The sequence below is a fragment of the Pseudomonas sp. TE36184 genome (genome assembly GCF_054060055.1).
On the sequence record NZ_JBSSCU010000001.1, the window covers coordinates 4,476,427 to 4,494,024 of the forward strand.

At 61.7% G+C, this 17,598-nt stretch carries 16 protein-coding genes; 10 read left to right on the plus strand and 6 right to left on the minus strand.

Going from position 1 to position 17,598, the window contains the following annotated elements:
* The first annotated feature begins 19 nt into the window (after positions 1–19).
* The 8 genes from ACVWZP_RS20075 (at position 20) to ACVWZP_RS20110 (ending at position 8,750) form a co-directional block, all read left to right on the plus strand.
* The gene (locus tag ACVWZP_RS20075) at positions 20–787 is read left to right on the plus strand and encodes a TerC family protein (protein ID WP_017849047.1); all 768 of its coding nucleotides are present in this window, start codon (positions 20–22) and stop codon (positions 785–787) included.
* Between the two features lie 211 nt (positions 788–998).
* Complete coding sequence (locus ACVWZP_RS20080; protein ID WP_017849046.1) at positions 999–2,657, plus strand: Na/Pi cotransporter family protein; 1,659 nt, start codon at positions 999–1,001, stop codon at positions 2,655–2,657.
* A 57-nt stretch (positions 2,658–2,714) separates the two neighbouring features.
* Entirely contained in the window at positions 2,715–4,097 is a 1,383-nt protein-coding gene (locus ACVWZP_RS20085) for a M16 family metallopeptidase (RefSeq protein WP_046484541.1), read from the plus strand.
* A 70-nt stretch (positions 4,098–4,167) separates the two neighbouring features.
* Positions 4,168–5,199: a DUF5924 family protein gene (locus tag ACVWZP_RS20090; protein ID WP_017849044.1), complete on the plus strand. Its 1,032-nt coding sequence runs from the start codon at positions 4,168–4,170 to the stop codon at positions 5,197–5,199.
* A 54-nt stretch (positions 5,200–5,253) separates the two neighbouring features.
* On the plus strand, positions 5,254–6,402 hold the full coding sequence (locus ACVWZP_RS20095) for an ABC transporter permease (protein ID WP_046381527.1): 1,149 nt from the start codon (positions 5,254–5,256) through the stop codon (positions 6,400–6,402).
* The gene (locus ACVWZP_RS20100) at positions 6,399–7,202 is read left to right on the plus strand and encodes an ABC transporter ATP-binding protein (RefSeq protein ID WP_017849042.1); all 804 of its coding nucleotides are present in this window, start codon (positions 6,399–6,401) and stop codon (positions 7,200–7,202) included. The genes ACVWZP_RS20095 and ACVWZP_RS20100 overlap by 4 nt, the downstream gene beginning before the upstream one ends.
* Before the next feature lies 1 nt (position 7,203).
* Positions 7,204–8,142, plus strand: coding sequence for an MlaD family protein (locus ACVWZP_RS20105; RefSeq protein ID WP_457370091.1), 939 nt, complete (start codon positions 7,204–7,206; stop codon positions 8,140–8,142).
* Entirely contained in the window at positions 8,139–8,750 is a 612-nt protein-coding gene (locus ACVWZP_RS20110; protein WP_288076627.1) for an ABC-type transport auxiliary lipoprotein family protein, read from the plus strand. Before ACVWZP_RS20105 ends, ACVWZP_RS20110 begins: the two co-directional genes overlap by 4 nt.
* A gap of 103 nt (positions 8,751–8,853) precedes the next feature.
* Here ACVWZP_RS20110 and ACVWZP_RS20115 read toward each other — a convergent pair whose 3' ends face one another.
* The 5 genes from ACVWZP_RS20115 to ACVWZP_RS20135 all read right to left on the minus strand — a co-directional run bounded on the left by ACVWZP_RS20115 (position 8,854) and on the right by ACVWZP_RS20135 (position 13,252).
* On the minus strand, positions 8,854–10,083 hold the full coding sequence (locus tag ACVWZP_RS20115; RefSeq protein ID WP_017849039.1) for a nucleoside recognition domain-containing protein: 1,230 nt from the start codon (positions 10,081–10,083) through the stop codon (positions 8,854–8,856).
* 95 nt (positions 10,084–10,178) lie between these two features.
* Complete coding sequence (gene gltP / locus ACVWZP_RS20120; protein WP_457370092.1) at positions 10,179–11,510, minus strand: glutamate/aspartate:proton symporter GltP; 1,332 nt, start codon at positions 11,508–11,510, stop codon at positions 10,179–10,181.
* A 728-nt stretch (positions 11,511–12,238) separates the two neighbouring features.
* Positions 12,239–12,706, minus strand: a complete 468-nt coding sequence (locus ACVWZP_RS20125) for an inhibitor of vertebrate lysozyme family protein (protein ID WP_457370093.1) — start codon at positions 12,704–12,706, stop codon at positions 12,239–12,241.
* 2 nt (positions 12,707–12,708) lie between these two features.
* Positions 12,709–12,873 (minus strand): DUF1328 domain-containing protein, encoded by a 165-nt coding sequence (locus ACVWZP_RS20130; RefSeq protein ID WP_003170804.1) that lies wholly within the window; start codon positions 12,871–12,873, stop codon positions 12,709–12,711.
* A 79-nt stretch (positions 12,874–12,952) separates the two neighbouring features.
* Positions 12,953–13,252, minus strand: coding sequence for a hypothetical protein (locus tag ACVWZP_RS20135; RefSeq protein WP_457370094.1), 300 nt, complete (start codon positions 13,250–13,252; stop codon positions 12,953–12,955).
* A gap of 376 nt (positions 13,253–13,628) precedes the next feature.
* On the opposite strand from ACVWZP_RS20135, the gene algB reads away from it, so the two are divergent.
* Positions 13,629–14,975 (plus strand): sigma-54-dependent response regulator transcription factor AlgB, encoded by a 1,347-nt coding sequence (gene algB, locus ACVWZP_RS20140; protein ID WP_017849035.1) that lies wholly within the window; start codon positions 13,629–13,631, stop codon positions 14,973–14,975.
* 10 nt (positions 14,976–14,985) lie between these two features.
* Positions 14,986–16,773, plus strand: coding sequence for an ATP-binding protein (locus ACVWZP_RS20145; protein ID WP_457370095.1), 1,788 nt, complete (start codon positions 14,986–14,988; stop codon positions 16,771–16,773).
* Between the two features lie 3 nt (positions 16,774–16,776).
* Here ACVWZP_RS20145 and ACVWZP_RS20150 read toward each other — a convergent pair whose 3' ends face one another.
* Positions 16,777–17,553: an N-acetylmuramoyl-L-alanine amidase gene (locus ACVWZP_RS20150; protein ID WP_017849033.1), complete on the minus strand. Its 777-nt coding sequence runs from the start codon at positions 17,551–17,553 to the stop codon at positions 16,777–16,779.
* Between the last annotated feature and the right edge of the window lie 45 nt (positions 17,554–17,598).

Sequence of the window (17,598 nt, forward strand, 5' to 3'; positions counted from 1 at the left end):
CTCGCTTAAAGGAATACACATGGAATGGCTGACCAATCCGGAAATCTGGATTGCCTTCTTCACCCTGACGGCCCTCGAGATCGTCCTGGGCATCGATAACATCATCATGATTTCGATCCTGGTCAGCCGCATGCCCAAGCACATGCAGGCGCGTACCCGGATCTTCGGCCTGGCCCTGGCCATGGTCACGCGAATCCTGTTGCTGCTGTCCATCACTTGGGTCATGCGCCTGACCGACGACCTGTTCGTGGTCTTCGGCCAGGGCATTTCCGGGCGCGACCTGATCCTGTTCTTCGGTGGTTTGTTCCTGCTGTGGAAAAGCTCCCAGGAGATGTACCACGCCCTGGAAGGTGAAGACGAAACCCACGAAGAGCCCAAAGGCGCCGGTGGCAAGTTCATCTACACCATCATCCAGATCGCGATCATCGACATCGTGTTCTCCCTCGACTCGGTGATCACTGCCGTCGGCATGGTGTCCCACGTGCCGGTGATGATCGCGGCGATCGTGGTCGCGGTGCTGGTGATGATGGCAGCGGCCGGCACCATCAGTGACTTCATCGACAAGCACCCGTCGCTGAAGATGCTGGCGCTGTCGTTCCTGGTAGTGGTGGGTACCGTGCTGATCGCCGAATCCTTCGACGTGCATGTGCCTAAAGGCTACGTCTACTTCGCCATGGCGTTCTCGCTGGCGGTGGAAGCGGTGAACATCAAGATGCGTACCGCCATCGCGAAAAAGAAGAAACAGCAGGACCCTGTGAAACTGCGCAAGGACATTCCGGGTCAATAATCTTGATCCGCTGCTGAAATGGGGCGTTCGCGCCCCATTTTTTCATCTGCACAAAACTGGTTTCATGACAGTTTTGTTTCAAACCCGACTTTAGCTATGCGATGCTGGCGCACAGCCCTTTCGCCAACTACAGCTTAAGTACAAGACGTAGAACGGCACGCGGCAATTCTCATTGGCTCCTGTTGGAGCCCACCCACACGGGGGGCCGAGCATGCTGACCTTGCTCAATCTGCTTTCCGCCGTGACCCTGCTGATCTGGGGCACGCATATCGTCCGTACCGGCATCCTGCGGGTCTACGGTTCCAACCTGCGCCACGTCATCGGGCAAAACATGTCCAAGCGCTGGCTGGCGTTCGTCGCCGGTATCCTGGTGACGGCCATGGTGCAGAGCAGCAACGCCACCGCCATGCTGGTCACATCGTTTGTCGGCCAGGGCCTGATGGGGCTGATGCCTGCCCTGGCGACCATGCTCGGCGCCGACGTCGGGACGGCGCTGATGGCCCGGGTGCTCACCCTGGACCTGTCCTGGCTGTCGCCGCTGCTGATCTTTCTCGGGGTGATCTTCTTCCTCTCGCGCAAGCAGACACGGGCCGGGCAACTGGGTCGGGTCGGAATCGGCCTCGGGCTGATCATCCTCGCCCTGCAATTGATCGTCGAAGCCGCCGGGCCGATTACCCACGCGCAGGGCGTGAAGGTGCTGTTCGCCTCACTGACCGGCGACATCCTGCTCGATGCGCTGGTCGGCGCGTTGTTCGCGATGATTTCCTACTCCAGCCTCGCCGCCGTACTGCTGACCGCCACCCTGGCCGGCGCCGGACTGATCGGCTTGCACGTGGCCATCGGCCTGGTGATCGGCGCCAACATCGGCAGCGGCGTGCTCGCCTTCCTCAGCACCAACATGCAGAACGCCGCCGGACGCCAGGTGGCCCTGGGCAGCCTGTTGTACAAATTGATCGGCCTGTTGCTGATCATCCCGGTGCTCGACCCGCTTGTGTTGTGGATGGACGGCCTGGATTACAGCGCCCAAGGCATGGTCATCAGCTTCCACCTGCTCTACAACGTCAGTCGCTGCCTGATCCTGCTACCGAGCATCGGCCCGATGGCCCGGGTCTGCGCGTGGTTGCTGCCCGAACGGGAAGAGGCCAACGGCAAGGCCACGCCGCGCCACCTGGACCTCGCCGCCCTGGCCACGCCAAGCCTGGCGCTGGCCAACGCGGTGCGGGAAACCCTGCGCCTGGGCGACCTGATCGACAACATGCTCACCGCGATGCTCGAAGTGCTGCGCGGCAAACAGACGGCCATCACCCAGGAAATGCGCAGCCTCAGCGACGACGTCGAGGCGCTCTACAGCGCGATCAAACTCTACCTGGCGCAAATGCCCCGCGAAGACCTCAGCGAACAGGACAACCGCCGCTGGGCCGAGATCATCGAGCTGTCGATCAACCTGAAACTGGCCGGCGACCTGATCGAACGCATGCTGCGCAAAGTCCAGCAGCAGAAAACGTCCCAGCGTCGCCAGTTCTCCGAAGTGGGCCTGGAAGAACTCACCGGCCTGCACAGCCAACTGATTGCCAACCTGCGCCTGGGCCTGTCGGTATTCCTCAGTGCCGACCCGGAAAGCGCGCGCCAATTGCTGCGCGAGAAACGCCGCTTCCGCGCCCAGGAGCGGCGCCTGGCCCATGCCCACGTCAGCCGCCTGCAACGCAAGATCGTACAGAGCCTGGAGACCAGTTCCCTGCATTTGGAACTGATTGCCGACATGAAACGCTTGAACTCATTGTTTTGCAGCAGTGCTTATGTAGTCTTGGAAACGTCCGACACCGGCGCGCTGTCCGCCGAAGATATTGCCGACATCACACATTCGCCCTGAACGTAAGACGGCCGCTGAAGTCAGTTAACACTGACCTCACTCGCCAGGAAGCCAGTTATGCGTCGCCTGTTACTCGCCTGCCTGCTCATGGGCTCTGCACATGCCTTTGCCTTTGACCGCCTGCACGTCGAGGGTTACACCTTGCCCAACGGCCTGCAGCTGCTGCTCAAACCGGGCACCGAACGCGGGCATGTGGCGATTCGCCTAGTGGTCGGCGTGGGCCTGGATGACTTCCGCTGCGAAGACAAGGAACTGCCACACCTGCTCGAACACTTGTTGTTCAGCGGTATCGACGGCGGCGGCGAAGGCGACCTCGAAGAACGCATGCAAGCCCTGGGCGGCGAGTGGAACGCCTACACCAGCAACGCCGACACCACCTTCGTGATCGAGGCGCCCGCGCAAAACCAGCGCAAGGTCCTGGACCTGCTGCGGGCGATCCTCACCCGCACCGAACTGACCGATGCCCATATCAATGCCGCCAAGCAGGTGGTCGAGCGCGAAGACGGCGGCCATTACTCGCACCTGCAACGCCTGCTGGACCGCCAGGACCTGGGCCACACCGCCAGCAACCAATTGGCGGTCGAACTGGGCCTCAAGTGCGCCGAACGCGCCGAGGCCGGCCAGTTGACCCGCGACCAGTTGGAGCAACTGCGCAAAAACTGGTACGCCCCCAACAACATGACGCTGATCATCGTCGGCGACCTCGACAAACTGCTGCCGGCCTATCTGGAACGCACTTATGGCCAACTTGTCCCGGTCGAGCCCACCGAGCATCTGGCCCTGCCGGAAATCCAGCACGCCGCCGCCAACCGCCGCGATCTGATCCATGGCTGGGTCGGCAACGGCGCCAAACTGCACTGGTTGTTCCCCGAGCCGGTACTCGACGACCAGCATGACGAAACCTACAACCTGCTCAAGGACTACCTCGACTGGGCGCTGTATCGCCAACTGCGCCTCAAGCACGGTTTGTCCTACGGCCCGTGGAGCGAACGCGAAGTGCTCGGCGGCGTCGGTTTCCTCAGCCTGAATGCCGACCTCGAACGGGAAAACCTCGCCGAAGCCGAACAGGTGTTGCAAGACCTCACGGCCCAACTGCTCAAGGACGGCCTCGACCCGGCGGCATTCGCCCGCCTGCAAAACGCCGCCATCGCACGCCAGGCCTGGGCCGTGCAGGGCAACAGCGCGTTGGCCGACTATTACTGGAGCGCCTCGGGCGACTATGACAACGGTCACTTCAGCGACCCGGTCAAACGCATCAAGGCCGTGAGCCTGGCGCAGACCAACCAGGCCATGCGCCAACTCTTCAAGCAGCCGGGCTACTGGCGCATCGAGAAACCGCTGCTGAGCTACGACATGCTGAACTGGATCGGCGCCGGTGTGCTCGGGCTGATCGCGATTGGAGTGATCGGCGTGCGCAGTTATCGCAAACGGATCGCGTAATGAGGCACCGCACCCAGGGCTAAGACGTTATTCTGTCTGGGATTTTTCCTACAAAGACTGTGACCGCCGAATGCCGAACCTGAACCACTACATCCAGCGCATCCTCGAACTGATGAAGCGCTACCCAGGGGTGATTGCACTCGGCGGTTTCATCTCGGGGGTGAGCAGCTTCATCCTAGTGGACCGCCAGCAGGGCATGGCCAGCTGGATCGCGGTGATCATGCTGGTGAGCTGGCTGTGGCTGATGCTGGAAAACAGCTTTACCCAGCTGTTCACCAAACTCTTCAAGCGCGAAATCCCCGAACCGCTGCTGCGCTACGCCACCCAGATGATCCACCAGGAAAGTCTGTTTTTCGTGCTGCCGTTCTTTTTCATCACCACCACCTGGAACAGCGGCCAATCGATCTTCACCGGGCTGCTCGGCGCGGCGGCGCTGGTGTCGATCACCGACCCGCTGTATTACAAGTGGCTGGCGCCCAAACGCTCGCTGTTCCTCGCCTTGCACACCTTGACCCTGTTCGCCGCGCTGCTCACCGCGCTGCCGATCATCCTGCACCTGACCACCGCCGAGAGTTACAAGCTGGCCCTCGGCGTGGCCATGGTCCTGTCGATCCCGAGCCTGGCCGTAAGCCTGCCGCTGCGCAGCGTCAAAGGCTGGGCGATGCTGCTCGGGGTCACGGCCGCGATTGGCTGTGCCGGATGGTTCCTACGCAGTTGGGTTCCACCGGCCACCTTGTGGATGACCGAAGTGGCGATCAGCACCCAGTTGCAAGACCGCACACCCGGCGACGATCTCAAAGAGGTCAGCGCCGCCCAACTGCGCAGCGGCGGGCTGTATGCCTATACCGCGATCAATGCCCCGCGCGGACTGGATGAGCGGATCTACCATGTGTGGAAATTCAACGGCCAGGAAGTCGACCGCATCGCCCTGGATATCCACGGCGGGCGCAAGGAAGGCTACCGCGCCTGGACCCACAAGCAGAACTTCCCGGCCGACTCCGTGGGGCGCTGGCAAGTCCGGGTGCTGACCGAGGACGGGCAGGTGATCGGTGTGCTGCGCTTCAAAGTGACTGACACAGCACAAACGGACAACCCAAAGTAAGCTGTATCGTGCTATTACGTAGGCATTGTGGATAGCCAGACAAGCTCGGAGCTTATGACCACTCGTACCTCGGCCGGCACAGCCCACCTCGATACGTCCACCGCCCCCCCGTTACTCAGGATTACGGGGGACTGGACGCTTGCCCACTACACAAACCTGAAGAAACTGTCGGACAAACTCGACGGCCAATACGACGCCGGCGCCCGCATCGACCTCAATGGCCTCGGCGCCCTCGACACAGCCGGCGCCTCACTGCTGGTGGAGCTGCTGGGCCCGGACCGCATCGAGCAATCCGCCGAGCAGACCGATTGCAGCCTGTCCGCCGCCGACCGCGCGCTGCTCAAGACCGTCTACCGCTCCCTGAACGATTTCTGCGTACCGGAAAAAGCGCCGGAAGAAGCCGCCGGCATCCAGTTGCTGGCGCGCATCGGTGCCGCGGTGGACACAGTGTGGCTGGACAGCAAGCAACTGCTGGGCTTTATCGGCCTGATCCTGGAAACCTTCGCCCGCAGCATTTTCCGGCCCAAGCGCTGGCGCGTGACGCCGATGGTTGCGCATATCGAACAGACCGGCCTCGACGCCGCGCCCATCGTCGCCTTGCTGACGTTTCTGGTGGGCGCCGTGGTGGCATTCCTCGGTGCCACGGTACTCAAGAGCTTTGGCGCGACAATTTTCACCGTGGACCTGGTGGCGTTCTCCTTCCTACGGGAATTCGGCGTCTTGCTCACCGCGATCCTGATCGCCGGCCGCACCGCCAGTGCCTTTACCGCACAGATCGGCTCGATGAAGGCCAACGAAGAAATCGACGCGATCCGCACCCTGGGCCTGGACCCGATGGAGTTGCTGGTATTGCCCCGGGTACTGGCACTGCTGGTGTCGCTGCCGATGCTGACGTTCCTGGCGATGCTCTCGGGGATTGTCGGCGGCGGGGTGGTGTGTGCGCTGACCCTGGATATTTCGCCGGCGATGTTCCTCTCGCTGCTGCAGTCGGACATTGGCGTGAAGCATTTCCTGGTGGGCATGGTGAAAGCGCCGTTCTTCGCCTTCCTGATCGCCGCCATCGGTTGCCTGGAAGGCTTCAAGGTCAGCGGCAGCGCCGAGTCGGTCGGCGCCCATACCACCTCCAGCGTGGTGCAATCGATTTTTGTGGTGATCGTGCTCGATGCAGTCGCCGCGCTGTTCTTCATGGAGATGAGCTGGTGAGTCGCCGACCCCGAGCGCCCAGCGAGGCGGTGATCGAAGTCCGTGGGCTGTGCAATCGCTTTGGCAGCCAGAGCGTGCATGAAAACCTCGACCTGGATCTGTACAAGGGCGAAATCCTCGCCGTGGTCGGCGGTTCCGGCAGCGGCAAGTCGGTGCTGTTGCGCAGCATCGTCGGCCTGCGCCGGCCCAGCGCAGGCGAGGTACGGGTATTCGGCAAGGACTTGTCGAACCTGCCGGAGCATGAGCGCTCCCTGGTGGAACGACGCTTTGGCGTACTGTTCCAGAAGGGCGCGCTGTTTTCCTCGCTGACGGTGACCGAGAACGTCGCGCTGCCGCTGATCGAGCACGCCGGCCTGAGCCGCGCCGACGCCGAGCACCTGGCTGCGGTCAAACTGGCCCTGGCCGGGTTGCCGTTGTCGGCGGCCGACAAATACCCGGCGTCGCTGTCCGGCGGCATGATCAAGCGTGCAGCCCTGGCCCGTGCCCTGGCGCTGGACCCGGACATCCTGTTCCTCGACGAACCCACCGCCGGGCTCGACCCGATCGGCGCCGCGCAATTCGACCAACTGATCCTGACCCTGCGCGATGCGCTGGGCTTGAGTGTGTTCCTGGTCACCCATGACCTGGACACGCTGTACACCATCACCGACCGCGTGGCGGTGCTGGCGCAGAAGAAAGTGCTGGTGGCCGATGCCATCGATGTCGTCTCGGAAACCGACGACGCCTGGATTCACGAATATTTCCACGGCCCCCGGGGCCGCGCGGCATTGGATGCCGCTCAACCGCTCAACGAGGTATGACATGGAAACCCGAGCCCATCATGTGATGATCGGTCTGTTCAGCGTGATTGTGGTAGTCGGCGCGATGCTGTTCGGCCTGTGGCTGGCCAAGTCCAGCGTCGACACCGCGTTCCAGGATTACGAAGTGATTTTCAACGAGGCGGTCAGCGGCCTGTCCCAGGGCAGCTCGGTGCAGTACAGCGGGATCAAGGTGGGCGATGTCATCAGCCTGCGCCTGGACCCCAAAGACCCGCGCCGCGTGCTCGCGCGCATCCGCCTCTCCGGGCAGACGCCGATCAAGGAAGACACCCAGGCCAAACTGGCGCTGACCGGCATCACTGGCACATCGATCATCCAGCTCAGCGGCGGCACACCGCAAAGCCCGAAACTCAAGGGCAAGGACGGCAACCTGCCGGAGATCATTGCCTCGCCATCGCCAATCGCGCGGTTGCTGACCAACAGCAACGACCTGATGACCAGCATCAACCTGCTGCTGCACAACGCCAACGAAATGTTCTCCGCGCAGAATGTCGAGCGCATCAGCAACACCCTGGACCACCTGGAACAAACCACCGGCGCGATTGCCGAACAGCGCGGTGATATCAAGGTGGTGATGCAGCAACTGATGCAGGTCAGCAAGCAGGCCGGTGCCGCCCTGGAGCAGACCACTGCGCTGATGCGCAATGCCAACGGCCTGCTCAACGATCAAGGCAAGCAGGTCTTCGGCAGCGCCGAACAAGCGATGAAATCCCTTGAGCAAAGCACCGCGACCATCAATACCTTGCTGACCGATAACAAGGACTCGGTGAACAGCGGCATGCAGGGCCTCAACGAACTGGCGCCGACCGTGCGCGAACTGCGCGAAACCCTCGGTTCGCTGCGCGCCATCTCCCGCCGCCTGGAAGCCAACCCCAGCGGTTACCTGCTGGGCAGCGACAAGAACAAGGAGTTCACGCCATGAAGCGTGCTTACCAACTGATCGCCCCCGTGGCCCTGGCGCTGGTCAGCGCGTGCTCGATCCTGCCCAGCCCCAACCCGTCCGACGTCTATCGCCTGGCCTCGGCCCCGGCGACCACCCAAGCGGCGCCGGTAGCCTGGTCGCTGCGCGTGACCAAGCCGCAGACCAGCGAGTTCCTCGACAGCTCGCGCATTGCCGTGGTGCCCCAGGGTGATCTGATCAGCAGCTACGCCAACTCACGCTGGAGCGACCCGGCGCCGGTGCTGCTGCGTAACCGCTTCATGGATGGCTTCCAGCGCGATGGCCGGGTGACACTGCTGAGCAGCGACGAGACCAACCTGCAGGCCGACTACGAGTTGGGCGGGCAATTACAGGCGTTCCAGAGCGAATACCGCGGCAACGCGGTGGAGGTGGTGATCCGCCTGGATGCGCGGCTGGTGCGCGGCAGCGATCAGCGGATCATTGCCAGCCGCCGGTTTGAAGTGCGCCAGCCAGTCGGCGACAGCAAAGTGCCGGCGGTGGTGGCCGGGTTTGGGCAGGCGGGGGATCAGTTGAACAAGCAGGTGGTGGATTGGGTGGTGGCGCAGGGCAACACTGCGCCGAAACGCTGAGGGCCTCATCGGGGGCAAGCCCCCTCCCACATTTAACCGCGTTTTGTCAGGATGAATACGGTTAAATGTGGGAGGGAGCTTGCTCCCGATAGCCCTCTAAGCCTTAACCAAAGAACCAGTAGCACACCGCAATCGCCGCCACCACACCAGCAAACTCCGCGAGCAATGCACAACCCACCGCATGCCTTGCCCGCTGAATGCCCACCGAGCCGAAATACACCGCCAACACATAGAAGGTGGTCTCGGTACTGCCCTGAACCGTCGCCGCCACCAACGCCGGGAAGCTGTCGACGCCCTGGGTCTGCATGGTCTCGATCAACATCGCCCGTGCGGCACTGCCGGAGAACGGCTTGACCATCGCGGTCGGCAGCGCGTCGACGAAGCGCGTGTCCAGGCCGGTCCAGGCCACCACATGACGAATGCCTTCCAGGCCAAAGTCCAGCGCGCCGGACGCACGCAACACGCCCACCGCGCAAAGCATCGCCACCAGGTATGGCAGCAGGTTCTTGGCGACGTCGAAGCCTTCTTTGGCCCCTTCGACAAACGCCTCGTACACCTTCACCTTGCGCAACGCGCCGACCAGCAGGAACAGCATGATCAGACCAAACAGCGTCAGGTTGCCGAGGATCGACGACAGCCCGGCCAGCGCCGTGGCGGACAAGGTCGCCAGCAATGCCATGAAGCCGCCCAGCAGCAGTGCGCCTGGTATCAAATAGGCCAGCACCACCGGGTCCCACAGCCGCAGGCGCTGCATCACCGCCACCGAGAGCAAGCCCGTCAGGGTCGACGCGCTGGTGGCCAGCAGGATCGGCAGGAACACCAGCGTCGGGTCGGCCGCGCCTTGCTGGGCGCGGTACATGAAGATGGTCACCGGCAACAGCGTCAACGAGGACGCGTTGAGCACCAGGAACAGAATCTGCGCGTTACTCGCGGTATTGGGGATCGGGTTGAGTTCCTGCAACGCCTTCATGGCTTTCAGGCCGATGGGCGTGGCGGCGTTGTCCAGGCCCAGGCCGTTGGCGGCGAAGTTGAGGGTGATCAGGCCGATGGCCGGGTGGCCGGCCGGCACTTCCGGCATCAGCCGGCGGAACAGGGGGCCCAGGGCCTTGGCCAACCAATTGACGATCCCGGCCTTTTCGGCGATGCGCAAAAACCCCAGCCATAACGTCAGGGTGCCGAACAGCAACACCATGACCTCCACCGACAATTTGGCCATGGCGAAAATGCTTTCCACCATCGCCGCAAAAATCCCGGCGTTACCGCCCACCAGCCATTGCGCCAGTGCTGACACCATTGCCACGACAAAGAAGCCAAGCCACAGGCCATTGAGCATCAGTTGAATCCCCCGAAAGATGGGGCGAATGATAGCGGGGCTGGCAGAAACGACAAACCCCGGATTTCCCGGGGTTTGTTCGCATCAGGCTGGCCTCAGCCGCGGCTGGTCTCGCCGACCGGCAGCACTTGCTTGGTGCGCCAGTGCGGCAGGGAGTTCCAGTAGCGCTCGCCCTTGGCATCGTCGTACATGCCTTCCCAACGGGAGATGACCAGTACCGCCAGGGCGTTGCCGATCACGTTGAGCGCGGTACGCGCCATGTCCATGATTCGGTCGACGCCGGCAATGAATGCCAGGCCTTCCAAGGGAATGCCCACGCTGCCCAGCGTCGCCAGCAACACCACGAAGGACACACCCGGCACACCGGCGATGCCCTTGGAGGTGACCATCAGCGTCAACACCAGCATCAGTTGCTGGCCGACCGACAAATCAATGCCATACAGCTGCGCGATAAAGATCGCCGCGATGCTCTGGTACAGGGTCGAACCATCGAGGTTGAACGAATAACCGGTCGGCACCACGAAGCTGCAGATCGCCTTCGGCGCGCCGTAGGCTTCCATCTTCTCGATCACACGCGGCAGCACGGTTTCCGAACTGGCGGTGGAGTAGGCCAGCACCAGCTCATCCTTGAAGATACGCATCAGCTTGATCACCGAGAAGCCGAACAGGCGTGCGATCAGGCCCAGGACCACAAAGGCGAAGAACAGGATGGCGACGTAAACCAGAATCACCAGCTTGGCCAGTGGCAGCAGGGAAGCGAAGCCGAAGTTGGCGACGGTCACCGCGATCAGCGCGAACACACCGATAGGCGCGTACTTCATGATCATGTGGGTGACTTTGAACATGCTCTCGGACACGCCCTGGAACATCGTCACCAACGGTTCGCGCAGCTCAGGCTTGAGGCTCGACAGGCCCAGGCCGAACAGCACGGAGAAGAAGATGATCGGCAGCATCTCGCCACGCGCGACGGCGGCAAAGATGTTCGACGGGATCAGGTTGAGGATGGTCTGGACGAACGCATGCTCATGCTGCACTTCCGCCGCGGTCGCCTGGTACTTGGAGATGTCCACGGTACCCAGGGTACTCATGTCGATGCCCGTACCGGGGTGGAACACGTTGGCCAGCAACAGGCCGACCACGATGGCGATGGTGGTGACGATTTCGAAGTAAAGGATGGTTTTGACACCGATGCGCCCGAGCTTTTTCGCGTCACCGACACCGGCAATGCCGACGATCAGCGAAGAAATCACAATCGGGATCACGATCATCTTGATCAGGCGGATAAAGATATCGCCCGCTGGCTGCAGCACATTGCTGATCCACCAGGCCTTTTCAGCACTGAAATGGTTGAGCACGGCACCGATTGCGATACCCAGCACCAAACCGATGAGGATCTGCCAGGCGAGGCTTAGCTTTGCCTTCTTCATGTCATTACCCTTACTTCAAGTGAACTTAAGGCAAATGCGCCAGCTGCAACGCTCGGAAGCGAAAAAGTGTGTGCATCTGCCTCCGTAGAAAGTCATCGCCGCATGGCCGAAATGGCTTACTGGCAGGCGAAAAAAGGCGCAACTATTCCCATGCAAGGGGGCGACGTCTAATGCCGTAAACGCCTACCCCATGCCGAATCGGCATGGCTTTTTTTAAGAATAACTGTCCGAACGGTCAGTTCAAATGCGACATGTTGCCCGGTGAATATGCCGTGAACCGGTCAAATCAGGCTCGCTCAGAGATTCAGGAGACCTCAGGGCATTCGCGAAAATGCCTGTGTATTCAGGGGCCTGTTGTCTGAAATGTCCTATAGCGCAGGCAAAATTTTCTCGATAGATGGTCGCCCCGACATACCCAGTAATGATTGGGCTCGGGCGAAAAGAAGACTCTCGGCTATGAGCGGCATAAGAGGCGGGGGTGAACGTCATAAGCGCGCCGCAAATCCAGCAAGCTCGAGAGCGGGTGGACTTGCGGCGCAGCTTTTCACCTGACCCGGCCCTTGCGCAGGCACTCCCTGTCCCCGTAGGTCGCGCCGATCGCGAAGGATCAGAGCAACCCGGCCCCCTGGTCATGCATCACCCTTGGCGAGCGATGCAAACAGAAAGAAGCGCGCAGGCTTCTTTCTATGGACGCCAGTCCCGTAGACGACAAATGCATCAGACGGAACCTAGTACCAATTCGGATCGTTCTTAAGCTGCTCCATCAGCAGTTTTTGCATGCCTGCGTCCGGCTTACCGATAAACCGGTAATCGGCGTGCCGGGTCGGGGACTTGTCCGCCGGCAGGCCGGCCGGGACTTCCACCAACATGGCGTAGGCATCTTCCTTGTCGTAACTGAAGGCGACGATCAGGCGCTTGTTTCGGCAGGTGTCTGCGGTTTCGCAGAGCGGCCCGAGCAAGTACTTGTCGCCACCTTCTTCGACGGCATTCATTTGCTCGGCGGCGCCAGACAGGTTCATGACCCATTCTGGCAGGCGCTCTTCTTTCTTCACCACGCTTTGCCAGGTTTCACGGTACTGCGGGTCCGCGCCGAGCAATTCGTTGGCGCGGCTCTGGCCGTCGTGAGCGGCCATCGCCAAGCCGCTGCCGCCCAGGAGCAGGACGGCAGCCATGGTTTTGAGGGACAAACGGGTCATATTCAGCCTCGGCCACGACGACCAAAGAAGAACGAAGCGATGAACATCACCAGGAAGACCACAAACAGGATCTTGGCGATACCCGTGGCGGTGCCCGCGATACCACCGAAGCCCAGGACTGCAGCCACAATGGCGATGATCAGAAATGTGATTGCCCAACTCAACATGGTGATTCTCCTTACGCTTTTATAGGGGGTGACAGCGGTACTGCCGTGCAATCGCTCAACTCAAGCGACCTTTTATTGCCTAGAACACCCAACGTTCCTGGGATGGCAGTTCATTCAGGGCAGACGCCTGGTCAACCATCCGCAGTTGGGGAACGGTTACATCGGCAGAAACGCTGCCAACGGAACGGCTATCAATGGAACGAAAGTGGGTCTGGGTCATCGCCGGACGTTCGAAATGCGGGGTTTGATGCTGACTCTGCTGCCAATGCTGCAACTGCTGGCCGCCAATCAACGTGACCATCAAGGCCAGGCTGGCGAACAGGCCTTGTTGCAAGCGCAGTGGCGATACATGCAGTGAGCTGAGGCTTGGGCGAGTCATGCTGCTTTCTCCCGCATTTTGATTATTCGTTAGGAGAGCTATTGCAGAGCGCATGCCAGTTTTTTTACAAAATAATATTCAACCAAATCAATCAGTTAGATATATGCGACCGGAGCAAAGCCCAGCATCCTGCACGATGGCCGCCTGGGCGCCGTGCGAAATGCACGATCGCCAGCGGTCGGATCGACGGATAGAAAACCAATCGCGCGTTGCCGAAGTGGCAAGAAGGCATGAAAACGCCATTGGGCGCAGGCTTTGTAGGAATGCAGGCAGATAGCTGCACGACGTTGCGTTTTATCGATCAGAATGAACCATGCAACTTGCCCGATTATTCCGGGACTAAACACCATCATTCATATTAAGGAGCGCGGGACAGATGGAATCAGCCAAGGAACTTCAAGGCCGCATTCTTTTGGTGGACGACGAATCCGCAATCCTTCGTACCTTCCGTTATTGCCTGGAAGATGAGGGCTACACCGTAGCCACCGCCAACAGCGCCGCCCAGGCCGATGCCTTGATGCAACGCCAGGTGTTCGACCTGTGCTTCCTCGACCTGCGCCTGGGCGAGGACAACGGCCTGGATGTGTTGGCGCAGATGCGTATCCAGGCGCCGTGGATGCGCGTGGTGATTGTGACCGCGCATTCCGCCGTCGACACCGCGGTGGATGCCATCCAGGCCGGCGCGGCTGATTATCTGGTCAAACCGTGCAGCCCCGACCAGCTGCGCCTGGCCACCGCCAAACAGCTGGAAGTGCGCCAGCTCTCCGCGCGCCTGGAAGCACTGGAAGGCGAAGTGCGCCAACCGAAAGACGGTCTCGACTCCCACAGCCCGGCGATGATGGCGGTGCTGGAAACTGCGCGCCAAGTGGCCGGGACTGACGCCAACATCCTCATCCTCGGCGAGTCCGGCACCGGTAAAGGCGAGCTGGCGCGGGCCATTCATGGCTGGAGCAAGCGCTCGAAGAAATCCTGCGTCACCATCAACTGCCCGTCGCTGACGGCGGAGCTGATGGAAAGCGAACTGTTCGGCCATAGCCGCGGAGCCTTTACCGGCGCCAGCGAAAGCACCTTGGGCCGGGTCAACCAGGCGGATGGCGGCACGCTGTTTCTCGACGAGATCGGCGACTTTCCCCTCACTCTGCAACCCAAGTTGCTGCGTTTTATCCAGGACAAGGAATACGAGCGTGTGGGCGACCCGGTCACCCGGCGCGCCGATGTACGCATCCTCGCGGCCACCAACCTGAATCTCGAAGACATGGTGCGCGACGGCCGCTTCCGCGAAGACTTGCTGTACCGCCTCAACGTCATCACCTTGCACCTGCCGCCGTTGCGCGAACGCAGCGAAGACATCCTGGCCTTGGCCGACCGCTTCCTCGCCCGCTTCGTCAAGGAATACGCGCGACCGGCGCGGGGCTTCAGCGATGAGGCACGCGAAGCGCTGCTCAACTACCGCTGGCCGGGCAATATCCGCGAGCTGCGCAACGTGGTGGAGCGCGCGAGCATTATCTGCCCGCAGGAAAAAGTCGAAATCAGCCACCTCGGGATGGCCGAACAGCCGACCAACAATGCCCCCCGTATCGGTGCAGCGTTGAGCCTGGACGAGCTGGAAAAAGCGCATATCGGCGCGGTACTTGCCACCAGCGACACCCTGGATCAGGCGGCCCGCACCCTGGGCATCGACGCGTCGACGCTGTACCGCAAACGCAAACAGTACAACCTGTGAGCGGCACCCTATGAAGTTAGCGATGACATTGCGCACTCGGTTATTCCTGAGTATCTCAGCGCTGATCACCGTCGCCCTGCTGGGGTTGATCCTGGGCCTGGTCAGCGTGATGCAGATGGCCAAGACCCAGGAGTCGTCGATCCGCAGCAACTTCATCACCCTCGACCTGGGACTCAAACTGCGCCAGAGCCTGGGCGATCAGTTGATGATGATGCTCGAACAGCGCCCCAATCCCGAGGCGCTGCAAGCGTCCGAACAGCGTTACTTCGAGCTGCTCGACCAAGGCATTGCGCATGAACAGCGCGACGGGAACAGCAGCGGTTTCAGCCGGGCCCGGGCCGACTATCAGCGCTTGCTGGCGGCTTTTGACGAGTCTCAACAAGCGTCCCCACCGCCCGGCAGCAAAGAGAAAATCACCGAAACCTTCAATGTCCTGCGCAACGGCCTGATCGCCGAGCACCAGCAGGCCTTGGAAAACATCAGCGCCAGCGAACATAAATCCCGCGAGCGCGCCTTGTTGATCGCCGGGCTGCTGGGGTTGGTTGGCCTCGCAGTGTTGATCATCGGTTTTGTTACCGCCCATGGCATCGCCCGACGGTTTGGCGGGCCGATCGAAGCACTGGCCAAGGCCGCCGACAAGATCGGGCAAGGCGATTTTGAAGTGACCCTGCCCATTTCTTCGGCAGCGGAAATGAACCAGCTGACCCGACGCTTCGGCATCATGGCCGAAGCCTTGCGCCAGCATCAGGCAACCAATATCGATGAGTTGCTCGCCGGCCAGCAGCGCCTGCAAGCGGTGCTCGACAGTATCGACGACGGCCTGTTGATGATTGACCGGCAAGGCCGCCTGGAGCACCTCAACCCAGTGGCACAGCGCCAGTTGGGCTGGGACGAGGAACGTCTCGGCCAGGGCCTGGGCGAGGCGCTGGGTCGCCCGGAAATGGACGATCAGCTGCAACTGGTGCTGCGTGGCGGCAGCCTGGAGCGCGCGCCGGATGACCTGGAAGTGGAAGTCGAGGGCGAACTGCGCCTGCTGACCTACAGCCTGACGCCGGTGAGCCACACCCAGGGGCATATCCTCGGTGCCGTGATGGTGCTGCATGACGTCACCGAACAGCGCGCCTTTGAACGGGTACGCAGCGAGTTCGTGTTGCGCGCCTCCCACGAACTGCGCACGCCGGTGACCGGTATGCACATGGCCTTCGGCTTGTTCCGCGAACGCGCGAAGTTTCCTGCGGAGTCCCGTGAAGCGGACCTGCTGGATACGGTCAATGAAGAAATGCAGCGCCTGATGCAACTGATCAACGACTTGCTCAACTTTTCGCGCTACCAGAACGGCCTGCAGAAACTCACCCTGGCCCCGTGCGATGTCACCGACCTGCTGGAGCATGCACGGGCGCGCTTTGCCGAGCCGGCGAATGCACAACACATCGAACTGCTGGTAGAAGCCCAGCCCGACCTGCCTCGGCTGTATGCCGACCAGGCGCAACTGGAACGCGTGCTCGACAACCTGTTGGGCAACGCCCTGCGCCATACCGCCGAGGGCGGGCAGATCCGTCTGCAGGCACGGCGCCATGGCGAGCGGGTGATCATCAGCGTCGAGGACAACGGCGAAGGTATCGCCTATGGCCAACAAGGCCGCATCTTCGAACCCTTCGTGCAGGTGGGTCGCAAGAAAGGCGGCGCCGGCCTGGGGCTGGCGCTGTGCAAGGAGATCGTGCAACTGCACGGCGGCCGCATGGGCGTGTATTCGCGGCCGGGGCAGGGCACGCAGTTTTATATGGCGTTGCCGCTGTAGCGATTAACGCCGGTCGAGGGCACGCAGGATCGCGGCACTCTCGGCATCCGGCGTACCATCGAACAGCGCAGGGCGAAAGTGCATCTGGAACGCGGCGAGCACATGGCGCGTGGCGACGTCCAGCTCACCAGTCTGCGGCGTCTGGTAGCCCAGGTGCGCCAACGCTTCCTGGAACCAGGTGATGCTCGGCAGGTCCGTGGCGTACTGCGCCTGGAAGCGTGCCACCGCCTGCGCGTCGGGCCAGACGCCCAGGCCTTTCTCGGCCAGGCGCTTCCATGGGAACAACGGCCCCGGGTCCAGCTTGCGCAGCGGCGCGATGTCGCTGTGACCGATGATGTTTCGGGGGTCGATGCCGTTGCGCGTGCTGATGTCCTTGAGCAACACCTCCAGGGATTTCACCTGCGCTTCGGAATACGGGTACCACACGCGGCCCGTCGGCGTGTCGCGGAACCCTGGGTTGACGATCTCGATCCCGATGGAGCTGGAGTTCAGCCAGGTGCGGCCCATCCACTCGCTTTCCCCGGCATGCCAGGCGCGCTGGCTTTCATCCACCAGCTTGTAGATGGTGCCCGAAGCGTCGTCGCCGATCAGGTAATGGCTGCTGACCTGACCATGGGTCAGCAGCGCCAGGGAGCGTTCGAGGTTGGTCGAGGTGTAATGGACGACCACGAACTGCACGCGGTTGTCATGGTTGACCGAAGGGTGGCTGGTATCCAGGCGCGGGCCGCTGGCGCAGCCGCTGAGCAGGAGGAACACAAAGGCGAAGTACACGGATTTCATGGCGGATAACGTTACGCTGAAGACGATAATGCAACAGTGTAACGT

Excerpts from the sequence above, each read along its gene's own strand:
- ACVWZP_RS20085 (WP_046484541.1), top strand. The coding sequence starts at position 2,715 with ATGCGTCGCCTGTTACTCGCCTGCCTGCTCATGGGCTCTGCACATGCC.
- algB (WP_017849035.1), top strand. The coding sequence starts at position 13,629 with ATGGAATCAGCCAAGGAACTTCAAGGCCGCATTCTTTTGGTGGACGAC.
- ACVWZP_RS20090 (WP_017849044.1), top strand. The coding sequence starts at position 4,168 with ATGCCGAACCTGAACCACTACATCCAGCGCATCCTCGAACTGATGAAG.
- ACVWZP_RS20075 (WP_017849047.1), top strand. The coding sequence starts at position 20 with ATGGAATGGCTGACCAATCCGGAAATCTGGATTGCCTTCTTCACCCTG.
- ACVWZP_RS20095 (WP_046381527.1), top strand. The coding sequence starts at position 5,254 with ATGACCACTCGTACCTCGGCCGGCACAGCCCACCTCGATACGTCCACC.
- ACVWZP_RS20105 (WP_457370091.1), top strand. The coding sequence starts at position 7,204 with ATGGAAACCCGAGCCCATCATGTGATGATCGGTCTGTTCAGCGTGATT.
- ACVWZP_RS20145 (WP_457370095.1), top strand. The coding sequence starts at position 14,986 with ATGAAGTTAGCGATGACATTGCGCACTCGGTTATTCCTGAGTATCTCA.
- ACVWZP_RS20135 (WP_457370094.1), bottom strand. The coding sequence starts at position 13,252 with ATGACTCGCCCAAGCCTCAGCTCACTGCATGTATCGCCACTGCGCTTG.
- ACVWZP_RS20130 (WP_003170804.1), bottom strand. The coding sequence starts at position 12,873 with ATGTTGAGTTGGGCAATCACATTTCTGATCATCGCCATTGTGGCTGCA.
- ACVWZP_RS20125 (WP_457370093.1), bottom strand. The coding sequence starts at position 12,706 with ATGACCCGTTTGTCCCTCAAAACCATGGCTGCCGTCCTGCTCCTGGGC.
- ACVWZP_RS20115 (WP_017849039.1), bottom strand. The coding sequence starts at position 10,083 with ATGCTCAATGGCCTGTGGCTTGGCTTCTTTGTCGTGGCAATGGTGTCA.
- ACVWZP_RS20150 (WP_017849033.1), bottom strand. The coding sequence starts at position 17,553 with ATGAAATCCGTGTACTTCGCCTTTGTGTTCCTCCTGCTCAGCGGCTGC.
- gltP (WP_457370092.1), bottom strand. The coding sequence starts at position 11,510 with ATGAAGAAGGCAAAGCTAAGCCTCGCCTGGCAGATCCTCATCGGTTTG.
- ACVWZP_RS20110 (WP_288076627.1), top strand. The coding sequence starts at position 8,139 with ATGAAGCGTGCTTACCAACTGATCGCCCCCGTGGCCCTGGCGCTGGTC.
- ACVWZP_RS20080 (WP_017849046.1), top strand. The coding sequence starts at position 999 with ATGCTGACCTTGCTCAATCTGCTTTCCGCCGTGACCCTGCTGATCTGG.